23 protein-coding genes and 1 pseudogene are annotated in these 18,536 nt (G+C 71.5%); 10 read left to right on the plus strand and 14 right to left on the minus strand.

Translation table 11 applies throughout. The features are described from left to right. Positions 1 to 126 precede the first annotated feature (126 nt). Positions 127 to 477, minus strand: coding sequence for a MerR family transcriptional regulator (locus ABZ193_RS39000; RefSeq protein WP_020421528.1), 351 nt, complete (start codon positions 475 to 477; stop codon positions 127 to 129). Between the two features lie 86 nt (positions 478 to 563). Between ABZ193_RS39000 and ABZ193_RS39005 the strand changes: the two genes are divergently transcribed. Further along, entirely contained in the window at positions 564 to 1,454 is an 891-nt protein-coding gene (locus tag ABZ193_RS39005) for an NmrA family NAD(P)-binding protein (RefSeq protein ID WP_237338810.1), read from the plus strand. 6 nt (positions 1,455 to 1,460) lie between these two features. On the opposite strand, the gene ABZ193_RS39010 is transcribed toward ABZ193_RS39005, so the two are convergent. The 4 genes from ABZ193_RS39010 to ABZ193_RS39025 form a co-directional block, all read right to left on the minus strand. Then, a complete protein-coding gene (locus tag ABZ193_RS39010) occupies positions 1,461 to 2,252 on the minus strand; it encodes an aminotransferase class IV family protein (protein ID WP_237338809.1) in 792 nt (263 codons plus the stop codon). A gap of 63 nt (positions 2,253 to 2,315) precedes the next feature. Continuing rightward, positions 2,316 to 3,701 (minus strand): alkaline phosphatase PhoX, encoded by a 1,386-nt coding sequence (locus tag ABZ193_RS39015; protein ID WP_354713712.1) that lies wholly within the window; start codon positions 3,699 to 3,701, stop codon positions 2,316 to 2,318. A gap of 102 nt (positions 3,702 to 3,803) precedes the next feature. Then, entirely contained in the window at positions 3,804 to 4,016 is a 213-nt protein-coding gene (locus tag ABZ193_RS39020; protein ID WP_354713714.1) for a KTSC domain-containing protein, read from the minus strand. Beyond that, complete coding sequence (locus tag ABZ193_RS39025) at positions 4,016 to 4,462, minus strand: SRPBCC family protein (RefSeq protein WP_027936376.1); 447 nt, start codon at positions 4,460 to 4,462, stop codon at positions 4,016 to 4,018. Before ABZ193_RS39025 ends, ABZ193_RS39020 begins: the two co-directional genes overlap by 1 nt. Before the next feature lie 76 nt (positions 4,463 to 4,538). Between ABZ193_RS39025 and ABZ193_RS39030 the strand changes: the two genes are divergently transcribed. Continuing rightward, a complete protein-coding gene (locus ABZ193_RS39030; RefSeq protein ID WP_354713716.1) occupies positions 4,539 to 5,099 on the plus strand; it encodes a nuclear transport factor 2 family protein in 561 nt (186 codons plus the stop codon). Here the strand turns inward: ABZ193_RS39030 and ABZ193_RS39035 are convergent. Together ABZ193_RS39035 and sigK are read right to left on the minus strand one after the other, a co-directional pair. Further along, a complete protein-coding gene (locus ABZ193_RS39035; RefSeq protein WP_354713718.1) occupies positions 5,083 to 5,808 on the minus strand; it encodes an anti-sigma factor in 726 nt (241 codons plus the stop codon). The genes ABZ193_RS39030 and ABZ193_RS39035 overlap by 17 nt on opposite strands. Beyond that, positions 5,805 to 6,398 carry an ECF RNA polymerase sigma factor SigK gene (gene sigK, locus ABZ193_RS39040; RefSeq protein ID WP_354713719.1) on the minus strand — a complete coding sequence of 198 codons (594 nt, stop codon included), beginning with the start codon at positions 6,396 to 6,398 and terminating at the stop codon, positions 5,805 to 5,807. The genes ABZ193_RS39035 and sigK overlap by 4 nt, the downstream gene beginning before the upstream one ends. 83 nt (positions 6,399 to 6,481) lie before the next feature. Here sigK and ABZ193_RS39045 point away from each other — a divergent pair, with 83 nt between their 5' ends. Further along, positions 6,482 to 6,823 carry an antibiotic biosynthesis monooxygenase family protein gene (locus ABZ193_RS39045; protein ID WP_354713721.1) on the plus strand — a complete coding sequence of 114 codons (342 nt, stop codon included), beginning with the start codon at positions 6,482 to 6,484 and terminating at the stop codon, positions 6,821 to 6,823. On the opposite strand, the pseudogene ABZ193_RS39050 reads toward ABZ193_RS39045, so the two are convergent. Beyond that, positions 6,811 to 8,596, minus strand: a pseudogene (locus tag ABZ193_RS39050) (TIM barrel protein). The gene ABZ193_RS39045 and the pseudogene ABZ193_RS39050 overlap by 13 nt on opposite strands. A 65-nt stretch (positions 8,597 to 8,661) precedes the next feature. On the opposite strand from ABZ193_RS39050, the gene ABZ193_RS39055 reads away from it, so the two are divergent. Next, positions 8,662 to 9,300, plus strand: coding sequence for a TetR/AcrR family transcriptional regulator (locus tag ABZ193_RS39055; RefSeq protein WP_020421539.1), 639 nt, complete (start codon positions 8,662 to 8,664; stop codon positions 9,298 to 9,300). A gap of 112 nt (positions 9,301 to 9,412) precedes the next feature. After that, complete coding sequence (locus tag ABZ193_RS39060) at positions 9,413 to 10,750, plus strand: MFS transporter (protein WP_237338801.1); 1,338 nt, start codon at positions 9,413 to 9,415, stop codon at positions 10,748 to 10,750. A 362-nt stretch (positions 10,751 to 11,112) separates the two neighbouring features. Here the strand turns inward: ABZ193_RS39060 and ABZ193_RS39065 are convergent, their stop codons facing one another. From ABZ193_RS39065 to ABZ193_RS39080, 4 genes are read right to left on the minus strand one after another with little or no spacing between them, the layout of a single operon-like run. Beyond that, entirely contained in the window at positions 11,113 to 11,940 is an 828-nt protein-coding gene (locus ABZ193_RS39065) for an SDR family oxidoreductase (protein WP_354713723.1), read from the minus strand. Then, complete coding sequence (locus ABZ193_RS39070; protein WP_354713725.1) at positions 11,930 to 12,166, minus strand: hypothetical protein; 237 nt, start codon at positions 12,164 to 12,166, stop codon at positions 11,930 to 11,932. Before ABZ193_RS39070 ends, ABZ193_RS39065 begins: the two co-directional genes overlap by 11 nt. Then, positions 12,163 to 13,203 carry a hypothetical protein gene (locus ABZ193_RS39075; RefSeq protein WP_237338799.1) on the minus strand — a complete coding sequence of 347 codons (1,041 nt, stop codon included), beginning with the start codon at positions 13,201 to 13,203 and terminating at the stop codon, positions 12,163 to 12,165. The genes ABZ193_RS39070 and ABZ193_RS39075 overlap by 4 nt, the downstream gene beginning before the upstream one ends. Further along, entirely contained in the window at positions 13,200 to 13,742 is a 543-nt protein-coding gene (locus ABZ193_RS39080) for a UGSC family (seleno)protein (RefSeq protein WP_020421544.1), read from the minus strand. Before ABZ193_RS39080 ends, ABZ193_RS39075 begins: the two co-directional genes overlap by 4 nt. A 103-nt stretch (positions 13,743 to 13,845) precedes the next feature. On the opposite strand from ABZ193_RS39080, the gene ABZ193_RS39085 reads away from it, so the two are divergent. Genes ABZ193_RS39085 through ABZ193_RS39095 form a run of 3 tightly spaced genes read left to right on the plus strand, consistent with a single transcriptional unit; the run spans position 13,846 to position 16,134 of the window. Further along, positions 13,846 to 15,234: an MFS transporter gene (locus ABZ193_RS39085; RefSeq protein WP_039791861.1), complete on the plus strand. Its 1,389-nt coding sequence runs from the start codon at positions 13,846 to 13,848 to the stop codon at positions 15,232 to 15,234. Between the two features lie 7 nt (positions 15,235 to 15,241). Further along, positions 15,242 to 15,745, plus strand: coding sequence for a GNAT family N-acetyltransferase (locus ABZ193_RS39090; protein WP_237338798.1), 504 nt, complete (start codon positions 15,242 to 15,244; stop codon positions 15,743 to 15,745). After that, positions 15,742 to 16,134 (plus strand): DUF2237 domain-containing protein, encoded by a 393-nt coding sequence (locus tag ABZ193_RS39095; protein WP_020421547.1) that lies wholly within the window; start codon positions 15,742 to 15,744, stop codon positions 16,132 to 16,134. Before ABZ193_RS39090 ends, ABZ193_RS39095 begins: the two co-directional genes overlap by 4 nt. On the opposite strand, the gene ABZ193_RS39100 is transcribed toward ABZ193_RS39095, so the two are convergent. Next, positions 16,118 to 16,690 carry a hypothetical protein gene (locus ABZ193_RS39100; protein ID WP_237338797.1) on the minus strand — a complete coding sequence of 191 codons (573 nt, stop codon included), beginning with the start codon at positions 16,688 to 16,690 and terminating at the stop codon, positions 16,118 to 16,120. The two genes, ABZ193_RS39095 and ABZ193_RS39100, sit on opposite strands and share 17 nt — an antisense overlap. Before the next feature lie 54 nt (positions 16,691 to 16,744). Between ABZ193_RS39100 and ABZ193_RS39105 the strand changes: the two genes are divergently transcribed. Next, positions 16,745 to 17,800: a DnaJ domain-containing protein gene (locus ABZ193_RS39105; protein WP_237338796.1), complete on the plus strand. Its 1,056-nt coding sequence runs from the start codon at positions 16,745 to 16,747 to the stop codon at positions 17,798 to 17,800. Here the strand turns inward: ABZ193_RS39105 and ABZ193_RS39110 are convergent. Then, positions 17,797 to 18,081, minus strand: a complete 285-nt coding sequence (locus ABZ193_RS39110; protein WP_237338795.1) for a winged helix-turn-helix domain-containing protein — start codon at positions 18,079 to 18,081, stop codon at positions 17,797 to 17,799. The genes ABZ193_RS39105 and ABZ193_RS39110 overlap by 4 nt on opposite strands. A gap of 72 nt (positions 18,082 to 18,153) precedes the next feature. Here ABZ193_RS39110 and ABZ193_RS39115 point away from each other — a divergent pair, with 72 nt between their 5' ends. Next, on the plus strand, positions 18,154 to 18,408 hold the full coding sequence (locus ABZ193_RS39115; RefSeq protein WP_237338848.1) for a helix-turn-helix transcriptional regulator: 255 nt from the start codon (positions 18,154 to 18,156) through the stop codon (positions 18,406 to 18,408). Positions 18,409 to 18,536 lie beyond the last annotated feature (128 nt).

Genomic DNA, 18,536 nt, shown 5'->3' on the forward strand with positions numbered 1-18,536 from the left:
AGGCAATTTGGAACGACACAAACCGCCATAGGACACCGCAAAACGACGAGAAAGTAGGTCCATGCCAGTGAGAGTTCGAGTCTCTCCGGGCCCACCGCGAAGTCGCTCGACGGCGCCCGCCGTGCGTCAGGCGTCCTGGCGGCGCTCGATCACCGTGTCCAGTGCCGTCCGTGCGCCTTGCAGCCGGGCGATCGTCGCGTCGATGCGGGATCGTTCCGCGCGCAGTCGCTCCAGCACGCCGTCGCAGGCGGGGGTCGGCGGTTCGCCCCGCACGCATGTCCCGATCTCGGCTATGCCGGCCGTCGTCAGCCCGGCCGCGAGCAGCTCCCGGATGCGGCGCACCGCCGTCACGTCGTCCTCCGCGTAGTCGCGGTAACCGTTCGGCGTCCGCGCCGGCTGGAGCAACCCCTGCTTCTCGTAGTACCGCAGCAGCTGCTCGTCCACCCCGGTTCGCCGCGCGAGCTCTCCGATGCGCATCCGTCCGCCTCCGCGACTTGACCTTGTAACTGATTTCAAGGATTAGCTTCGACGCCGGACACGTCAACGTGACGAGAGGAACGGCAGTGACAGAGGTTTTCGTGGCCGGGGCGACCGGCATGCTCGGCGGCGCGATCGTGGACAGCCTGCTCCGGCGCGACGTCCGCGTCCGGGCGCTGGTCCGGCCCTCCAGCAAGCGGGAGACGGTCGAAGCGCTCGCGGACAAGGGCGTGACGATCGCCGAAGGCTCGCTCACCGACGGGCCGGAACGCCTCGCCCGGTCACTCGAAGGCGCGGACGTCGCGATTTCCGCTCTGCAGGGCGGGGAAGACGTCGTGGTCGACGGGCAGACGGCTCTGCTGCGCGCCGCCGAGAAGGCCGGAGTGCCGCGCCTGATCCCGTCGGACTTCGCCGTCGACCTGTTCCGCCTGGACGACGGCGACAACGTCTTCCTCGACCACCGGCGCCGGGCTCACCAGGCGTTCGACGGCACCCACGTACAGGTGACGTCGGTCCTGAACGGCGCGTTCACCGAGGTGATGACCGCGCCGTTCCTGGAGATCGTCGACTGGGACAACGACACCTTCGCCTACTGGGGCGACGGCGACCAGCCCTGCGACTTCACCACGGTGGCGGACACCGCGGAGTACACCGCCGAAGCGGCGCTCGATCCGGCCGTCGCCGGGCGGCCGGTCCGCGTCGCCGGGGACGTGCTCACGATGAAGGAGTTCCACGACGCGCTGCAGCGTGGCTCGGGTAGGCGTCTCGAACTCCGCGTGCGCGGCGACGTCGGCGAACTGGAGGCCGAGATCCGGCGGCGCCGGGCCGTCGCGACCGGCCCCGCGGACTTCGTCGCCCTTCAGTACGTCTGGGCCATGGTCACCGGGAAGGCCAAGCTCGACCCGCTCGACAACGACCGCTACCCCGCTGTCCGGCCGACCGGTGTGGCGGAGTTCGCCCGGCGGTTCGCGCGCTGACCGCCGTCACGGGGCGACCAGCGGCTCCTCCGCGTACGCGCGGTGCAACAGCTCCACAAAGGACTCCGGCGTGGCCAGCTCCACGTCGTCGATCCGGCGCACCGCCACGCCGGGTGTCCAGGAGTTCATGACCACCGCGCCGCGCAGGTCACGCAGATCGGCCGTGGTCAGGACCTGCGATCGCTGCGGCACGCCGAGCCGGTCGAGTTGCCGCCGCAGGATGCCCATCGTGATGCCGCCCAGGACCGGCGCCTCGGGCCAGACCACCGAGGCGCCGTCCCAGAACGCCAGGTTCCAGATGGACGCCTCGGTGAGCCGGCCGTGGCGGTCGACGAACGCGGCGTCGTCGAAGCCGCGCGCCACCGCCTGCCGCGGGAAGTAGGTCTTGGCCACCTCGCCGACGTGCTTGAACGCGGGCAGGACCCGCTCGTACTCGAACGTCGCCAGGCTCAACGGTCCGGCCGGGCCGTCGGTGGCCGGTCCGGTGCGGACCAGCAACTCGGGCGCGGCGTCCGCCGTCGAGAACTCCGGCGAGTACACGGTGGCGCCCAGCGAGACGTCCTCCGGTCCCTCACGCAACGCGGCCCGCAGGTGCGCGAGCACCACGTCGTCGGCCAGCGCCCGGCCGAACAGCTCGGCCGACGCGGCACGCAGCCGGTTCAGGTGCAGGTCGAGGCCGCGGATCCGGCCGCCGCGCACCTGCATCGCCGTGAAGTGGGCGTACCCGGCGAAGGCGAGCGGGGCCAGATCCTCGGTGGTGGCCGGACGGCCGTTGCGGTGTACGACGAAAACGCTCATGCCGCCGAAACTAGAGCTTCACACCGGTGTGAGGCTCCAGCGGTGATGAGCTGGATCACCCGCTCAGCAGTCGCCCCATGGGCCGGTGATCGCGAAGACGTGGCCGGGGCTCTGGATGCAGGCGAACAGGATCCGCCCGTCCTGACTGAACACCGGCCCGGTGAACTCGCTGTCGTTGAGGTCGTTGCGCGCCAGCGGGTAGGACTTGCCGTCCCGCGTGACGCCGACGAGGTGGCTCAGGCCCTCCCCGTCCTCGGCGAGGATCAGGCCGCCGTGCGGGGACACGGTGATGTTGTCCGGCCCGTCGTAGTCGGTGTCGGCCTCCGGGTCGGGGTTCACGCCGTAGATCGTCTTCAGCTCGATCGTCTCCGCGCGCGGGTCGTAGAACCACACCTGGCCGTCGTGCTCGTTGACGCTGCCGTCGCTGATCCGGGCGTAGCTTGCGACGAAGTACGCCCCGCCGTCACCCCAGTAGGCGCCCTCCAGCTTGCGGCTGTGGGTCACCTGGCCCGGCTCGAACTGCTTGCGCACCGACACGGTCCGCGCGTCCCGGTCGGGCACGTCGACCCACCGGACCTTGTAGCGGGTGCCGGGCGTGGTCGCCTCCGACAGGTCGCCGATGTGCCTGCTGCCCTTGAACGCGCTCATCGCCTGCAGCCGGCCCGCGGTGTCGCCGCCCTCGGACAACGCCAGCGCCCGCAGCGCGCCCTTGCCCCCGCGGAAACCCTTCGGCGGCACCCACCGGAAGTACAGGCCGTTCGGCCCGCTCGCGTCCTCGGTCAGGTAGATCTCGCTGGTCTTCGGGTCGACGGCAACGGCCTCGTGCGAGTAGCGGCCGAGGAACTTCAGCGGGACCGGCTCGAGGTTCGCGTCGCGGTCGAACGCGTCCACCTCGAACACGTAACCGTGGTCCTTCTGGTACACGCCACCGGCGCGCTGCTCGGTCTCCTCGCAGGTCAGCCATGTGCCCCAGGGGGTTTCGCCGCCCGCGCAGTTGTTGTGCGTGCCGGCCAGGCTGACGTACTCGCTCTTCCGGTTGCCCTCCCGGTCCACCACGATGGTCGTCGTGCCGCCGCCCGCGCCCGGGTCGTAGGTGAGGCCGGCCAGCGCGGGCGTGCGGTGCGGCTCGCTGCCGCCGATCTCGTGGTTGTTGATCAGCACGAAGTCCCGGCCGCTGCGGAAGCACGCCATGCCGTCGGGGTCGCTCGGGGTGAATTCACCGGTCTCCAGCTTCGTCACGCCGGACTGCGCGATCACCTTGTACCGGAAGCCCTTCGGCAGCGCCAGCAGGCCGGCGGGGTCGTCGACGAGGGGGCCGTAGCCGGTGGCGCGGGTGACCTCCGCGGCCGCGGCGGGCGCCGCGATCGCGTCGACGCTGCCCGCGACGATGACGCCCAGACCGCTCGCCGCGCCGGTGCGCAGCAGATCACGCCGGGAAAGTGGAGCCATGACGACCTCCTGTGGTGGGAACCGTGCGAAGGGATCAAAACCGCCGATTCCGACCCGGGCGGGGACCGCAGACGACGCGCAGGCGAACGGACGGCGAACGGTTCAGGCGAGCCGCTCGTGCGGGTAGCGGTCGCGGATGCGGGCCTGGAAGTAGCGGCCCTTGCTCTCCGCGGCCAGCAACGCGCGGTAGATAGCGCTTTCCACGCCCAGGTACCGGTAAATGCCGTGGTGCAGGAATTCCACCTCCAGAATGCGCCGTGCCGCGTCGTACCCGACCGCCGCGAGCGCACTGGAGGAAACGGGGTGGCGGCGCACTAGGGCCGTCCCGTTTCGAGCAGGTTCTTCAGCCTGCGCAGATCCTTGCGATTCGCGCGTTCCACCGCGGCGGCCATCACGCGGGCGCCCACCTTCGCGAATCCGCTCGGCTCGCCGCGGTTGCGCAAGACCATCCGAGTGCTGTGCGCGTCCAGGGATTCCCAGCTGTAGGTGGTTTCCATGGGGAACGGGCCCTGCGCGGTGCGCATCACGAGCCGTTCGCCGGGCACGAGTTCGATCACCTCGTACGTGTACCGCAGGGTCCGGCCGAGAAAACGCGCCACGAATCCGAGCCGGGTGCCCTCGCGCAGCGGTGGGCGGGTTTCCCATTCGACGTCCAGGATGTTGGCGTACCACTCGGGCGCGTTCGACGGGTCGCCCGCGTAGGACGCCACCTTTTCCCGGGGCAGCGCGACCACGATTTCGGTGCGCACGTCGACTGGCACGAATTCGAGGGTAGTTCAGCCTGCCCGGTTTTCGAACCGTACACTTCTTGCAACCGTTGCAAGAAGGAGGTCGACGATGACCGACTGGACCGCCGTGCACGAGAAGGCCGTGGCGGCCTTCGCCGAGGGCTGGGCGCGGCCACACCGGCAGGCGTGGGACGCACTGCTCGCGGAGGACGTCGAGCTGAACCAGCCGATGGTGCCGCCGACGCGGGGCAGGCAGGCGTGGGGGCAGGAGGCCGAACGGCTGCTCGGGTTCCTGCCTGACCTGCGGGGCGAGGTGCTGTCGTGGGCCGGACGGGAGGACCGGCTGTTCATCGAGCTGCGGCTGAGCGGAACCCTGCGCGGCAAGCCGCTCGCCTTCCGCGCGGTGGACGAGCTGTGGCTGACCGCCGATGGCCGCGTGACGCGCCGGGACTCCTTCTTCGACTCGATGCCGGTGGCGATGGCCGTCGCGGGGCGGCCCGGGGCGTGGCCGGCGTGGTGGCGATCCGGGCTCGGCCCCCTCATCGGACGACGCCGCTTGCAGCGGTCATCTCCCGGTCGCCGGCGCCAGCGCTGTCGGGTGTTGGCCAGTGCTGATGGCCCGGTGGCCGGAGCACCCCGGCCACCGGGCACCGTCACGCCGGCATCGTGAACAGCACCACCGGCGCGCTGGTCGGCTGCTCCGAGCCGCCGGCGGGTTCGATCGTCACGGCGACCGTGCGCACCCCCGCCAGGCCCGCCAGCATCAGCGGCGCCCCGGTCGTTCCGGCGTGCCCCATCACCCCCGCCGGGTGCGGGCCCGCCGCGTCGATCGTCCACGCCTGGTACGTCACGTCGGCCGGCTGGTCGGGCATGCCGGTCATCATCAGCATCGCCCGGTCCTGGCTGGGCGACATCACCATCCGCGCCTCGCCCGGGATGCCCGCGTCCGCGCCGTTCAGGGTCTGCGCGTCGGGCGCCGACAACAGCCGCGTCACCGCCGCGTACTGCTCCTGGGCGGTCTCCAGCTGCCGCTCCGCCCGCACCGCGAGCACCCCGGCCACCGCCGCGACGGCGATCGCGATCACGGCCGCCGCCGCGAGGAACCGCGTCGTCCAGTTACGGGAACCCCGCGTCGGCGCCCGGCGGCCTGGTGACTCCTGCCGGACCTGGCGCACGTCCCGCAGCACCCGGTCCCGCAGCGCCACGGGCGGCGTCTCGGACACCGCCGCCCCGAGCCGGGCCGTCGTCGCGCGCAGTTCGGCCACCTCGCGCTCGCAGTCCGCGCACTCGGCCAGGTGCTCCTCGAACCGGCGCCGCTCCAGCTCGTCGAGCGCGTCGAGGGCGTAGGCCCCGGTCAGCGTGTGGACGTCCGGGTTCACCGCGTCACCCCCAGGCAGTCGCGCAGGCGGATCAGCCCGTCCCGCATCCTCGTCTTGACCGTCCCAAGTGGACTCTGCAGCAGGTCCGCGACCTCCGGGTAGGTGTGGCCGCCGTAGTAGGCCAGCATGATCGACTCGCGTTGCAGCTCGGTCAGCCCGTTCAGGCAGCGGCGCACCTGCTCCCGCTCCAGGCGAGCGGTGACCGCCTCCAGCACCTCGTCGAACTCCCGCCCCGGCGCCATCGCACCGGCCCGCTGCTCGCGGTCGGTGCGCGCCTGCGCCGACCGCACCCGGTCGACCGCGCGGCGGTGCGCCAGGGTCAGCGACCAGTTCAGCACGCTGCCCTGCCCACGGTCGTACCGCGCGGCGGTGCGCCACAGTTCGACCAGCACTTCCTGCGCGACCTCCTCGGACTGGGCCACGTCGCGCACCACCCGCCGCACCACGCCGAACACCGGGCCGGCCACCACGTCGTAGAGCTGCTCGAACGCCGCCTCGCTCCCCCGCGCGACCTGAGCCATCAGGTCCTCGGGCGAGGGGCCCGCCTGCCCCGGCGCGGCCGGGCGCATCGCCCGGACCGGATCGTCCATGCCGTCATCCTCCCTCACACCGACGCCCTTTGTTCGGCGCCGAAGCGGGACCGGATGGGCCGGTTCACTGGTTGGATGCGGTCATGAGCTTCTACGTGCGCGCCCGGTTCGACGTCCACGACGAGCAGGGGTTCGAGGAGGTCGCCCGCGCGCTGCGCGACCAGGCCGCGACCGAGCCGGGCACACTGACCTACCGGTGGTTCTCCGGGGAGCCGGGCAGCTACGTCGTCATCGAGGAGTACACCGACGTGGACGCCGCCTTCGCGCACAACGACCGCGGCGCTGCCCTGCTCGAGCGCGGCGGCGAGTGCGCGGACATGGTGGAAGCCGAGATCTATGGCGACCTCACCGGCGAGCTGTGGGACTGGGTGGCGGCGAACCCGGTGTTCACCGCCTACCCCGAGGTCTTCGCTCAGCCGGACTGACGCGCCAGCCGCAACCGCCGGTGCGCGGCCATCCGCACCGGCGCGTTGGCGGCCCCGTAACCGCGGTAGCCGCCGATGCGCTGGACCACCTCGAAGAACACCCGCGAACCCAGCACCTCGGTGTAGAAGTGCAGGAACTCGCCGTCCTCGTCGCGGTCGTAGAGCACCGAGTACTCGCGCAGGGCGGCGAGCAGGTCCGGCGGCGGGGCCAGCCGGGCGTCCAGGTCGTCGTAGTAGTTGCCCGGGATCTCCAGCAGCGGCGCGCCGGCCGCGTGCATCGCCTTGGCCGTGGCCAGCACGTCGTCGCTGGTGAAGGATGTGCTGCGGGTCGGGCACGCCGGGCGCCCACTCGCCGCGGCGCAGCAGCGCCACGTTCAGCGCGATCCGCACCGTGTTGGACGGGTTGGTCACCGCACGGCTGCGGATCAGCCCGAACGGCGCGGCGAACTCCGTCGGCATCTCCGGGTGCAGGCCGAGCACCGTGCGGTAGAACAACGCGGCCTCGTCGAAGTTGTCGAACGGCTGGCTCAGCGACACGTGGTCGGTGCCCAGCAACCCGGCGCCCGCGGCCGTCTCGCCGGTCGGCGTGAAGTCCGAGAGCCAGCCCTCGCGGCAGAAGAACACGGCCGTGCCGTCCGGGGCGGCCACCGCGGAGAGGTCCGCCTCGCCGGCGCGGTGCTCGCGGGGCAGCACGGGCGCGTGGAAGGACTCCGCCCGCTCCGCCGAACGCACCGGGTCCGCGCTCTCCACCGCCAGCGCGCTGATCTCGGTGGGCCCGCCGGTCGCGTTCAACAACACCCGCGCCTCGCCCTGGGTCCACAGCTGCACGGGCTTCGACCGGTGCTGCCCGGTGCGCGCGAACCCCATGGCGGTCAGCGCCGCGGCCAGTCGCGGGCCGGTGGTCTCGTCCACGGCCAGCTCAGTGAACGCGTGCCCGGTCAGTTCCGGCGCGGCGATCGCGGGCTCGCCCAGCGATTCCTCCAGCCCGAGCAGCGACCGCATCGCGTCTACCGCCGCGCGCCCCGGGTCGGCCTGCCGGAACACGTCGTTGAAGACCTCCAGCGACAACGGCCCGGAGTAGCCGGTGGCGAGCACGTGCCCGACGAACGCGGTCAGGTCGAAGGCGCCCTGCCCGGGGAACAGCCGGTGGTGCCTGCTCCACTGCAGGACGTCCATGTGCAGCCGGGGCGCGTCGGCCAGCTGCAGGAAGAAGATCTTCTCGCCCGGGATCGTCCGGATCAACGCGAGGTCGCTGCCACGGGAGAGCACGTGGAAGCTGTCCAGGCACAGGCCGACCGCCGGGTGGTCGGCACGCCGCACGATCCGCCACGAGTGGTCGTAGGTGTCGACGAACCGGCCCCACGCCAGCGCCTCGTATGCAATGCGAATACCGCGCTGAGCAGCTCGCACACCGAGTGTATGCAATTGTTCGGCGGCGAGATCGTCGTCGTCGACCGCGTCCGGCGACACCGAGGAGCACACCAGCATCGTGTCGGCGCCGAGCTGCTCCATCACGTCGAACTTGCGCTCGGCGCGGCGCAGGTTCGCCTCGAACACCGGCGGCGGCACCGCCTCGAAGTCCCGGAACGGCTGGTACAGGTCCACCGACAGCCCGAGGTCGTCGCAGCGGCGCCGGACCTCGGCCGGCGACAGCGGCGAGACGATCAGGTCGTTCTCGAAGATCTCGACGCCGTCGAAGCCGGCGGCCGCCGCCGCGGTCAGCTTGTCTTCGAGCGTGCCGGACAGGCACACGGTCGCGATCCCTCGCCTCATGGCCGGGACTCCTCTCGCACGGGCCGGTGTTGGTCGAACCAGTCGGTGAGTCCTACGGTGCGCATATGCCGACCGAAAGCGCCGAACGCCTGCGTGACGCCGAGCGCACCCGCGCCGAGATCCTCGACGTGGCGACCCGCGAGTTCGCGGACCAGGGCTACGCCGGGGCGCGTGTCAACGAGATCGCCGCGAAGACCCGCACCACCAAGCGGATGCTCTACTACTACTTCGGCAGCAAGGAAGGCCTCTACATCGCGGTGCTCGAACGCGCCTACTCCGGCATCCGCGCCCGGGAGCAGGAGCTCGACGTCGACCACCTCGACCCGGTCGAGGCGCTGCGGCAGCTGGCCGAGCTGACCTTCGACCACCACGAGTCGCACCCGGACTTCATCCGGCTGGTCAGCATCGAGAACATCCACAACGCCGAACACATCGGACGGTCCGAGGTGCTGTCGACGCTCGCCAATCCCGCGCTGGACGTGCTGACCCGCATCCTGGAACGCGGCCGGGCCGCCGGCGCGTTCCGCGAGGACGTCGACGCGCTGGACGTGCACATGATGATCAGCGCGTTCTGCATCTTCCGCACCGCCAACCGGCACACGTTCAACGCCATCTTCAAGCGCGACATGCTCGACCCCGGCCGGCGCGAGCACTACCGCAAGATGCTCGGCGACCTGCTGGTCGAGTACCTGACCGCGCACTGAGCGTTTCGTCCCCTTCTCCGGGTTGACAAGCCTCGTCCGGCTAACTCACCATCTGGTACGTAACCAGACGGTACATTAATCCGGTCCGCAACGGAGCGACAGGAGCGTGGACGTGGTCGAGCACGGAAAGCCCCGCAAGGCAGCGGTGGCCGCCTGGGTCGGAAGCGCGCTGGAGTACTACGACTTCTTCATCTACGGCACGGCCGCCGCACTCGTCTTCGGCAAGATCTTCTTCCCCAGCTCGGACCCGGCGGCCGGCACGCTGCTGGCGCTGGCCACGTTCGGCGTCGGCTACGTCGCCCGCCCGATCGGCGCGTTCATCCTGGGTCACGTCGGCGACCGCTTCGGCCGCAAGAAGGTCCTGGTCTTCACTGTGCTGCTGATGGGCGTGTCCACGTTCCTGGTCGGCTGCCTGCCGACATACGGGCAGGTCGGCGTGCTCGCCCCGGTGCTGCTGGTGATCCTGCGCCTGCTGCAGGGGCTGTCCGCGGCCGGTGAGCAGGCCGGGGCCAACTCGATGTCGCTCGAGCACGCGCCGGAGGACCGCCGCTCGTACTACACGAGCTGGACGCTGTCCGGCACGCAGGCCGGGCAGATCCTGGCTACCGCGGTGTTCCTGCCGGTCGCCGCGATGCCGACCGCCGCGCTGCAGAGCTGGGGCTGGCGGATGCCGTTCTGGGCCAGCGCGCTGGTGGTCGTCGCCGCGTTCGTCATCCGGCGCAAGCTGGACGAGACGCCGGTCTTCGAGCGCGAGGTGGCCGGCAAGGAGCAGGCGAAGCTGCCGGTCGCGGTGCTGTTCCGGGACCACTGGGCCGACGTGCTGCGGGTCGTGTTCGCGGCCGTGATCGCCGCGGTCAGCACGATCTTCACCGTCTACGCGTTGTCCTACGCGGTCAACTCCGCCGGGCTGGAGCGCACCCCGATGCTGTGGGTCGGCGTGCTCGCGAACGTCGTCGCGCTCGGCGCGATCCCGCTGTGGGCGATGCTGGCCGACAAGGTCGGGCGCAAGCCGGTGTTCATCGGCGGGTCGCTGGGCTGCGCGGTGCTGATCTTCGCCTACCTCGGGGCGATCGCGTCGGGCAACTACGTGCTGGTGTTCGTCGTGGGCATCCTGATGTTCGGCGTCGTCTACAGCGCGACGAACGCGGTGTGGCCGGCGTTCTACGGCGAGATGTTCCCGGCGCGGGTAAGGCTGTCCGGCATGGCGATCGGCACGCAGATCGGGTTCGCGATCGCCGGGTTCACGCCGACGATCGCCGCCGCCATCGCCGGTGACAAGAGCGCGAACTGGGTCGGCGTCGCGATCTTCACCGCGGGGCTGTGCCTGGTGAACGTGATCGCGGTGCTGACCGGCCGGGACAACTACCGGGTCCCGACCGCCGACCTGGGCCGCAAGGACGCGGGCGGCGGACGGGTGCCGGTGACCTCCCCGGACGGGGCGACCGCCTAGCGGTTGCGGGCAGCGTCGGCGGAGCGGCCCGGGAAACCGGCGCGGTGCGGGCCGCCTCCGTCGACAGCACCGGGTCCCGACCGCCGACCCGGGCCACAAGGACGCAGGCGGCGGACGGGTCCCGCTGACCTCCCCAGGCGGAGCGACCGCCTAGCGATTACGAGCAGCGCCGGCGGAGCGACTCGGAAAACCGGCCCGGTGCGGGCCACCTCCGTCGACCGGCAGCACCGCGCCCGACACCCACCAGGCGCGGTCGCCTAGCGGTAGCGAGCAGCGTCGGTCGAGCGGCTCGGAAAACCGGCCGGCGCAGGCTGCCCCGTCGACCGGCACAACCACGCCCGAAACCCACCGGGCACGGTCGCCTAGCGATTGCGGGCAGCGTCGGCCGAACGGCTCGGGAAACCGGCGCGGTGCGGGCCGCCGCCGTCGACCGGCAGCACCGCGCCCGAAACCCACCGGGCGCGGTCGCTGGCCAGGAACAACGCGGCGTACGCGATGTCCCACCCGGTGCCCTCCGTCTGCAGCGCCACACCCTTCGCCCGCACCTCCCGCATCTCCTCGGGCAGGTCCCGCGCCGCCATCGAGGACCAGATCGCGCCGACCCGCACGCAGTTCACCCGGATCCCCCGCGGGCCGAGCGTCGAGGCGGCGCCCTGCGTGAAGTGCTCCACCCCGGCCTTCCCGATCCCGTACACCGTGCCGGGCCCGGCCGCGGTGACCGCCGCGGACGAGAGGTTCACGACCGCCCCGCCGCCGGTCATCGCGTCCGCCGCGTGGCGCGTCATCATCCACGCCGTCTTGAGGTTGAGCGCGATCAGCTCGTCCCAGCGTTCCGGCGTGACGTCGAAGACCCCGGCGCGATCACCCGACGCGGCGCTGTTGACCAGCGCGTCCACACCGCCGAACTCCTCGGCGGTGGCGGCGACGGCGTGCTCGCAGTCCTCGTCCCGGGTCAGGTCGGCCTGGATGAAGATCGCCTCGCCGCCGTCGGCCTCGATGTCGGCCACCGTCCGCTTGCCCGCGGCCGGATCGCGGTCCAGCACCGCGACCCGGGCGCCCTGCGCGGCGAACACCCGGCTCACCGCGTACCCGACGCCGCCCGCCGATCCGGACAGTCCGCCACCACTCACGATCGCCCGGCGGCCGGACATCCACAGTGGACCTGCCGCGGCCAGTGGGTCACTGGTCATCGTGGTCTCCCGGGTAAGTCAGGTCGATCGCCTGCTCGGGCACGCCGAGCGACTGGTGCAGGATGCCGCGCATGATCGGCTCCGGCGCCAGGCAGTCCGCGCACGCGGCCGGATCTGCCACCGAGATCCGCACCGCCACCCGGCCGCCGTCCTCGGCGACGTCCAGGGCGTAGCCGTCCGCGGCGAGCGTCGTGCGCATCGCCTCCAGGCCGGTCTGGTCGATCATGCCGTTCCCTCCACTGCCACCGCCTTGCCGGACCATTCGCCGAACACCCGCACCACCATCGACATCGCCGCGTTGCGGGAACCCGCCACGACCACCGGGACGTGCCGCGGCGAGGGCAGGAACCGCTGGAACTCGTCGTCGCCGTCGGTGGAATCGGACGCTCCCCGCACGTGCTTCTCCCCCAGGCTCTTGCCCGCGCGCCACAGATCCCGCCCGGCGCGGCCGACGTGCTCGACCATCCAGGCCTGGACGTCCTGTTTGGACATCCCGTTCTTGGCGAGCAGCTGGGCGTGTTCCGGCCCGAGCACCAGTCCGTAGGAGGCCTCGCGGAAGATCAGCGCGCCGGTGCGGGACATCGTGTCGGCCAGGTCCCACAGCACCTGCTCGTGGTCCTGGGTGTGCCGGTTGTCGACGTACTCGACGGTGCGCAGCAGCATCGCCGTGACCGCGCTGACCCTGTCGCCGAGCCCGGCGGACACCGACAGCGGCTCCCACGGGCTTTCCTCTTCGTTCTCGCCGAAGCAGATCTGCCACCGGCCGGGCAGCCCCTGGGTCGCCTGTTCGAGGACGTGCGGGTGGATGCCGAACGCGTTGCGCACCATCAGACCGATCGCGCGCGGCACTGTCGCGTTCGGACGGAAGCCGGGCCCGAACACGCCGCCGGTGCTGTTGAACCCGAGCTCCTGGCGCACCGGCCCGTTGACGACGAGCATCGGCGACGGCCCACTCGTGCTCTGCCAGCCGCCGCCGCGGGCCGCGCGGTCCAGCATCAGCGCGTCCCAGGCGGCCAGTACGACCGGGAAGTACTCGGGACGGCACCCGGCCATCGCCGCGCTGATCGCGGCCTGCTCGACGGTGCACTCGCGGTCCAGCTGCTCGACCCGGCCGATCACCTCCTCCGGAGCGCGCGCGGTCCGTGCAAGGAACTCATCGACCAGCGACCGGGACGCGGGCACCACCGGCAGCCCGTCGGTCCAGCCCTGCTCGTAGCAGTACTCGATCGCCTCCTGCGCGACGACGGGATCGGGCGCGGTCACGACGCCACCGAGGTCAGAATCGCGACGACGTCGTCGAGCGCCTCCTCGGCGCGCTTGCGGACCTCGTCCGGCCCGAGCACCGCCACCGGGTGCGGCGTGACGACGTAGCGGTAGCCGGTCGCGTCACGCATCCCGGCCATCGCGTCCGCCGTCACGATGAACGCGTCACTGCAAATGACTGCCGCCGGAATGCCGTGGCGCTCGAACGCGATCCCGTCCGCGACCGCCGATGCGCTGCACGAGCCGCAGTCGCCGACGCCGGTGATCACCGCGTCGCAGGTCCGCGCCAGCTCCGCCAGCTGCTCCTCGGGGATCGGCATGGCGAACGCCGTCTTGGTGCGGGCGACCACCCCGGCCGCGCCGTGCCGTTCGACGAGCAGCCTGCCCAGTTCGGCGAGGAACGGCGCCGCGTTCTTCTTGGTGTTCTCCAGCAGCCCGATCGTCGCGCCGGCCAGCTTGAGCCGGTTCGGCGTGAGCACCGCGGCGCCCTGCGCGACGGCGCGCCGCCCGCCCGTCGGATCGAGTATGGCCTCAACCATCGGTGCGACTCCTTGTCTTCCGTGGGGCGGTGACCCCGCTTGCCGGTTCCGCGGCCGTGATCGGTAATGGCCTGACGCGTCACCGGAAGAAGGGACCTCCGCCTTGCCAGCCGATCTCCGCGGCAGCGCCGTGATCAACGCCCGCATCGACCGCCTCCCCGGCTGGGGACTGCCGAAGGCCGCGTTCGCGATCCTCGGCATCGCGTACTTCGTCGACATCTATGACGTGTCGATCGTCGGCTACTCCCTGCCCGTGCTGAAAGAGCACTTCCACCTGACGGCAACCCAGGTGACGGTCATGCTGACCGGCAATCTCGTGGCGACCGCGCTCGGCGCGATCCTGTTCGGGTTCCTGGGCGACATCCTGGGCAGGCAGCGGTCGTTCTTCCTCGGCCTCGGCGCGTTGACGGTGACCGCGCTGCTGACCGCGATCGCCTGGGACACGCCGTCGCTGCTGGTGTTCCGCGTGCTGTCCGGGTTCGCCACCGGCGGCGGGATCGCCGTGGTGACCGCGCTGGTGCAGGAGTTCTCCCCGGCCGCACGGCGCGGGAAGTACCTCGCCTACAACGTGTTCTGGTCCGGGGTCGCCGCGGTGGCCGCCGCGTTCCTGTCGACCGCGCTGGTGCCCATGGAAAACGTCGGGTGGCGGATCCTGTTCGGCATCGGGGCGGTCGCGCTGGTGCTGATGTTCTTCACGCGGGAGCCGATCATCCCGGAGTCGCCGCGCTGGCTGGCCACCCGCGGGCGGCTGGACGAGGCCGACCGCATCACGACCGCGCTGGAGCGCCGGGTGGCGGCCGCCGGGCACGCGCTGCCCGCGGTCCCGGACGTGCCGCCGGACACCGCGGGCGAGAAGTTCCCGCTGCGCATGCTGTTCCGCCCGCCGTACCTGCAGCGGCTGCTGGTGGTGATCGGGTTCTGGTTCGGGGTGCAGTGGTCGGTGCGGGCGACGATCACGTTCCAGCCGACGATCCTCACCGAGTTCGGGCTGTCCCTGTCCAGCGGGACGATGCTGCTGGCGATCGGGACGCTGGCCGGGGTCGCGACCTACTGCGTCATGCCGTTCGTGATCGACCGGGTGGAGCGCAAGAAGCTGATCGTGCTGGGCCTGGCGCTGGCGACGCTGAGCCCGCTGCTGGTCACGGTCACCTCCGGCCACCCGGCGGCGGTGGTGCTCGGGTCGGTGCTGACGCAGGTGGCGGGGCCGATCCTGTTCGTGCCCGGCTTCTCCTACGCGGCGGAGGTGTTCCCGACGCACGCCCGCGCGAGCGGTGGTTCGCTGGCCGGCGGGCTCGGTCAGACCGGCGGGGTGCTGCAGTCGGTGGTGCTGGTCGCGGTCGCGGCGGCGGGACCGCACGTGTCGATGCTGGTGCTCGCCGCCGGGTACGTGTTCGCCGCGTTGATCATCTTCTACCTGGCCATCCCGACGACGGGACGGTCCCTGACGGCGATCAGCGCCGGGCGGGACTCGGCGGAGCGGGTCCGGGCATGATCGGGGCGTGCGACTGGAGACCGAGCGGCTGATCCTGCGGCCCCTCACCCCTGCCGACGCGGACCTCGTGGCCGACCTGGACAGCGACCCCGAGGTCATGCGTTACCTGGGCGACGCCGCCGCCGGCGACGTGGCCGGGCGGGAGGGGTACTTCGCCGCGGTCGAGAAGGCGGGCGGCGAGTTCACCGGCTGGTTCGAGTTCCGCCCGCTCGGCGGCGGCGAGGTGGAACTCGGCTACCGGTTGCGGCGGCGGTTCTGGGGCCGCGGGTACGCGACCGAGGGTGCGCGGGCGTTGATCGCGCACGGGTTCGCCGAGGGCGACGTGGAGCGGGTCGTGGCGTTCACCATGGCCGTGAACACCGGGTCGCGGCGGGTGATGGAGAAGTCTGGTTTGCGGTACGTGCGCACGTTCCACGAAGACTGGCCGGATCCGCTTCCGGGGGCCGAACACGGTGACGTCGAGTACGCTCTGACCAAGGACGATTGGATACGACAGCACGGACTGCCATGACGACCGATCGCAATGTTCTGGGCGGCGAACTCGAGCCCTGCGGCACCGATCCGATGACGGGTTTCTACCGGGACGGGTGCTGCACCACCGGTGACGACGACCTCGGCAGCCACACGGTGTGCACCGTGGTGACCAAGGAGTTCCTGGAGTACCAGCGCGGGGTCGGCAACGACCTGTCCACGCCGCGCCCCGAGTACGGCTTCCCCGGGTTGCAGCCCGGTGACCGCTGGTGCGTGGTGGCCGCGCGGTGGCTGCAGGCGTACGAGGCGGGGGTGGCCGCGCCGGTGGTGCTGGCGTCGACGCACGAGCGGGCGCTGGACGTCGTGCCGTTGGAGGCGCTGCAGCGGCACGCGGTGGACGTGCCTGCGGACCCTAGTTCGCTGACCTGACGGAGCGCCGCACCAGCACGGCGGTCAGCGCGATCGACCCGAGCACGGCGGGCACCTCGAGCAGGAGGGGGTGGCGGTCGGCGAAGTCCGGTTCGATGAGGTCGCTGGTCAGGATCGGCACCGCGGTCCCGACGGGCACGCGGTCGCCGGGGTCGGTGCGGATGATCAGGGTGCCGCTGCCGCAGGCGAGGGTGTGCACGAAGCCGTAGTGGTGGTAGCGGGCGCCGGTCTCGATCATGACGCGGTCGGTGACCGTGCACGTCTCGGCCTGGCCGAAGGCGCGGAGCGCGAGCCCGCGACCGGCTACGGTCAGCGCGGCGAAGAGGAGTGCCGCGCTGATCAGGCCGGCGACGAGGGCCCACCACCGGCCGTTCGCGCGGCGGGCGGTGCCGAGCGCGAAGGCCGCGCCGCCGACCAGTGCGAGCGCGATCGCGGCGAGGGTGCTGTGGGGTGGGAGGACGAAGAGGGCGGCCCCGAGGACGATCGCGGCGAGCCCGGCGGGCGCGACGTGGCGGCCGGTGCGGATGCCCAGCCTGTCCGTGATGTCGAGGACCATCGGCTGACTCTAGCCACATGTGGCGCGAAATCGGAGACCACATAAAGTGACCGCGTGCGTGGCGAGGGCTACTACGACCTGCTCGGGGTGGACCGGCGTGCCTCGACGTCGGAGATCAAGTCCGCGTACCGCCAGCGGGCGCGCACCGCGCACCCGGACGCCGGTGGTTCGCCCGACGAGTTCCAGGCGTTGCGGCAGGCCTACGAGGTGCTGGTGGACCCGTTGCAGCGCGCGGCGTACGACCGGGCGCTGGACCGCGCGGCCGCGACCTCGTCGCCGGTGCGGGCGCGGCGGCCGGGGCGGAAGCTGGGTGAGGACCCGAGTTTCACGGCCGAGTTGCCGGTGTTGGACCCGGATGCGCTGGAGTGGTGGGACGCGGCCAGGGAGAAGGCGCGGACCGGGGACCGGGCGGCGCCGGGGCACGCTCCGGCGGCTTTGTTGCTGGCGTGGTTGCTGCTGGTGGTGCTGCCGATCATGGCGGGCGCGCTGGCTGTCGCGGTGTGGCTGGTGCTGGCGTCGGCGGTGGCGATCTGGCTGGTGCGGCAGCACCGGGAGATGGCACGGGCCGAGCGCGCGGTGGATGACGAGTTCGGTGGCACGGTCGTGTTCGGGGCGCCCGGTGCGGAGCCGGACCAGTGGGGCGAGCGGCTGACGGCGGAGTTGCTGGAGCGGTACCTGACGCGGTTGCCGGGGGCGCGGATCTTCCACGGACTGGCCTGGCCGGGTTCGGTGTTCGCCGACATCGATCACGCTGTGCTGGCGGGTCGGCGGCTGGTGTTGATCGAGTCGAAGACGTGGTTGCCCGGTCATTACGCGGCTGACGAGTACGGCGAGCTGTGGCGGGACAACCGTCGTTTCCGCGGCGGGGCGACGCAGCTGCCGGAGGCTCTCGACGCCTTCCGCGCGTTGTTGCCGGGCGCGGAGATCCGGGGCGCGTTGATCGTGTACCCGAGCCGGACGGGCGAGATCACCACCGACGAGGACTTCGACGTGCCCGCGCCGCCGATGACGCCGGACCAGTTCGTGCAGGTGATCGGCGACTGGCTGGCCGCCGAGCCGGCGCGTGTGGACGTGCGGCTGCTGCGGAAGGTGCGCGCGCAGGTCGTCTAGGCCACGAGGTACGGCTCGAAGCAGTAGACAGCCGCGCGGTTGAGCCGCTCCGCGACGAACGTGCCCTTGGACGGGATCGTCCGCACGAGCCCACGATCCCGCAGGACTTTCGTCGCGTGGCGGCACGTGCCGAGCGAGACACCGTACTGCCGGGCGAGCGTCTGTTCGGCCGGAAGCGGCGTGTTGACCGCGAGCTCACCCGTCTCGATGCGACGGGCCAGGTCGTCGGCCACGAGGTCGTAGAGGTAGGCGGGGCCGGTGGCGGGGAGTTCTCTGTTCACCCCTCCACGGTAGCATAGAAAAGACAAAAAGTCGGCTCAGCGGGACCGTTGGTAGGCTGCGACGCTGTGACGATGGAGGAGGCGCTGGACGCCCGGCTACGCGCCCTGGCCACGCGCGTGCGGAAGCTGCGGCGGGACCGGGACCTGAGCCAGGCCGACCTCGCCGACCGGGCGGGGGTGTCCCGCTCGGTGATCGCCGAACTGGAACGTTCGAGACTCGCGCAAGGCTCCCCGCGCCCAACGCGCAACATCACGCTCGACACGCTCTTCCGCCTGGCCGAGGCAATGGGAGTGCACCCAGCGGAACTGCTGGACGACCGGGACTAGCGACTCACAAACCGCCGCCCGGCAGCGAAACAGCACCGACCACCCCAACCAGACCTCCCCCGCCCCCGATCCACAGCCGATCTTTAGTCGCCGACCAGGGTTGTCAAGGCACGCTTTCCCGCCTTGAC

The organism is Amycolatopsis sp. NPDC006125, assembly GCF_040614195.1.
GTDB lineage: Bacteria > Actinomycetota > Actinomycetes > Mycobacteriales > Pseudonocardiaceae > Amycolatopsis_E > Amycolatopsis_E tucumanensis.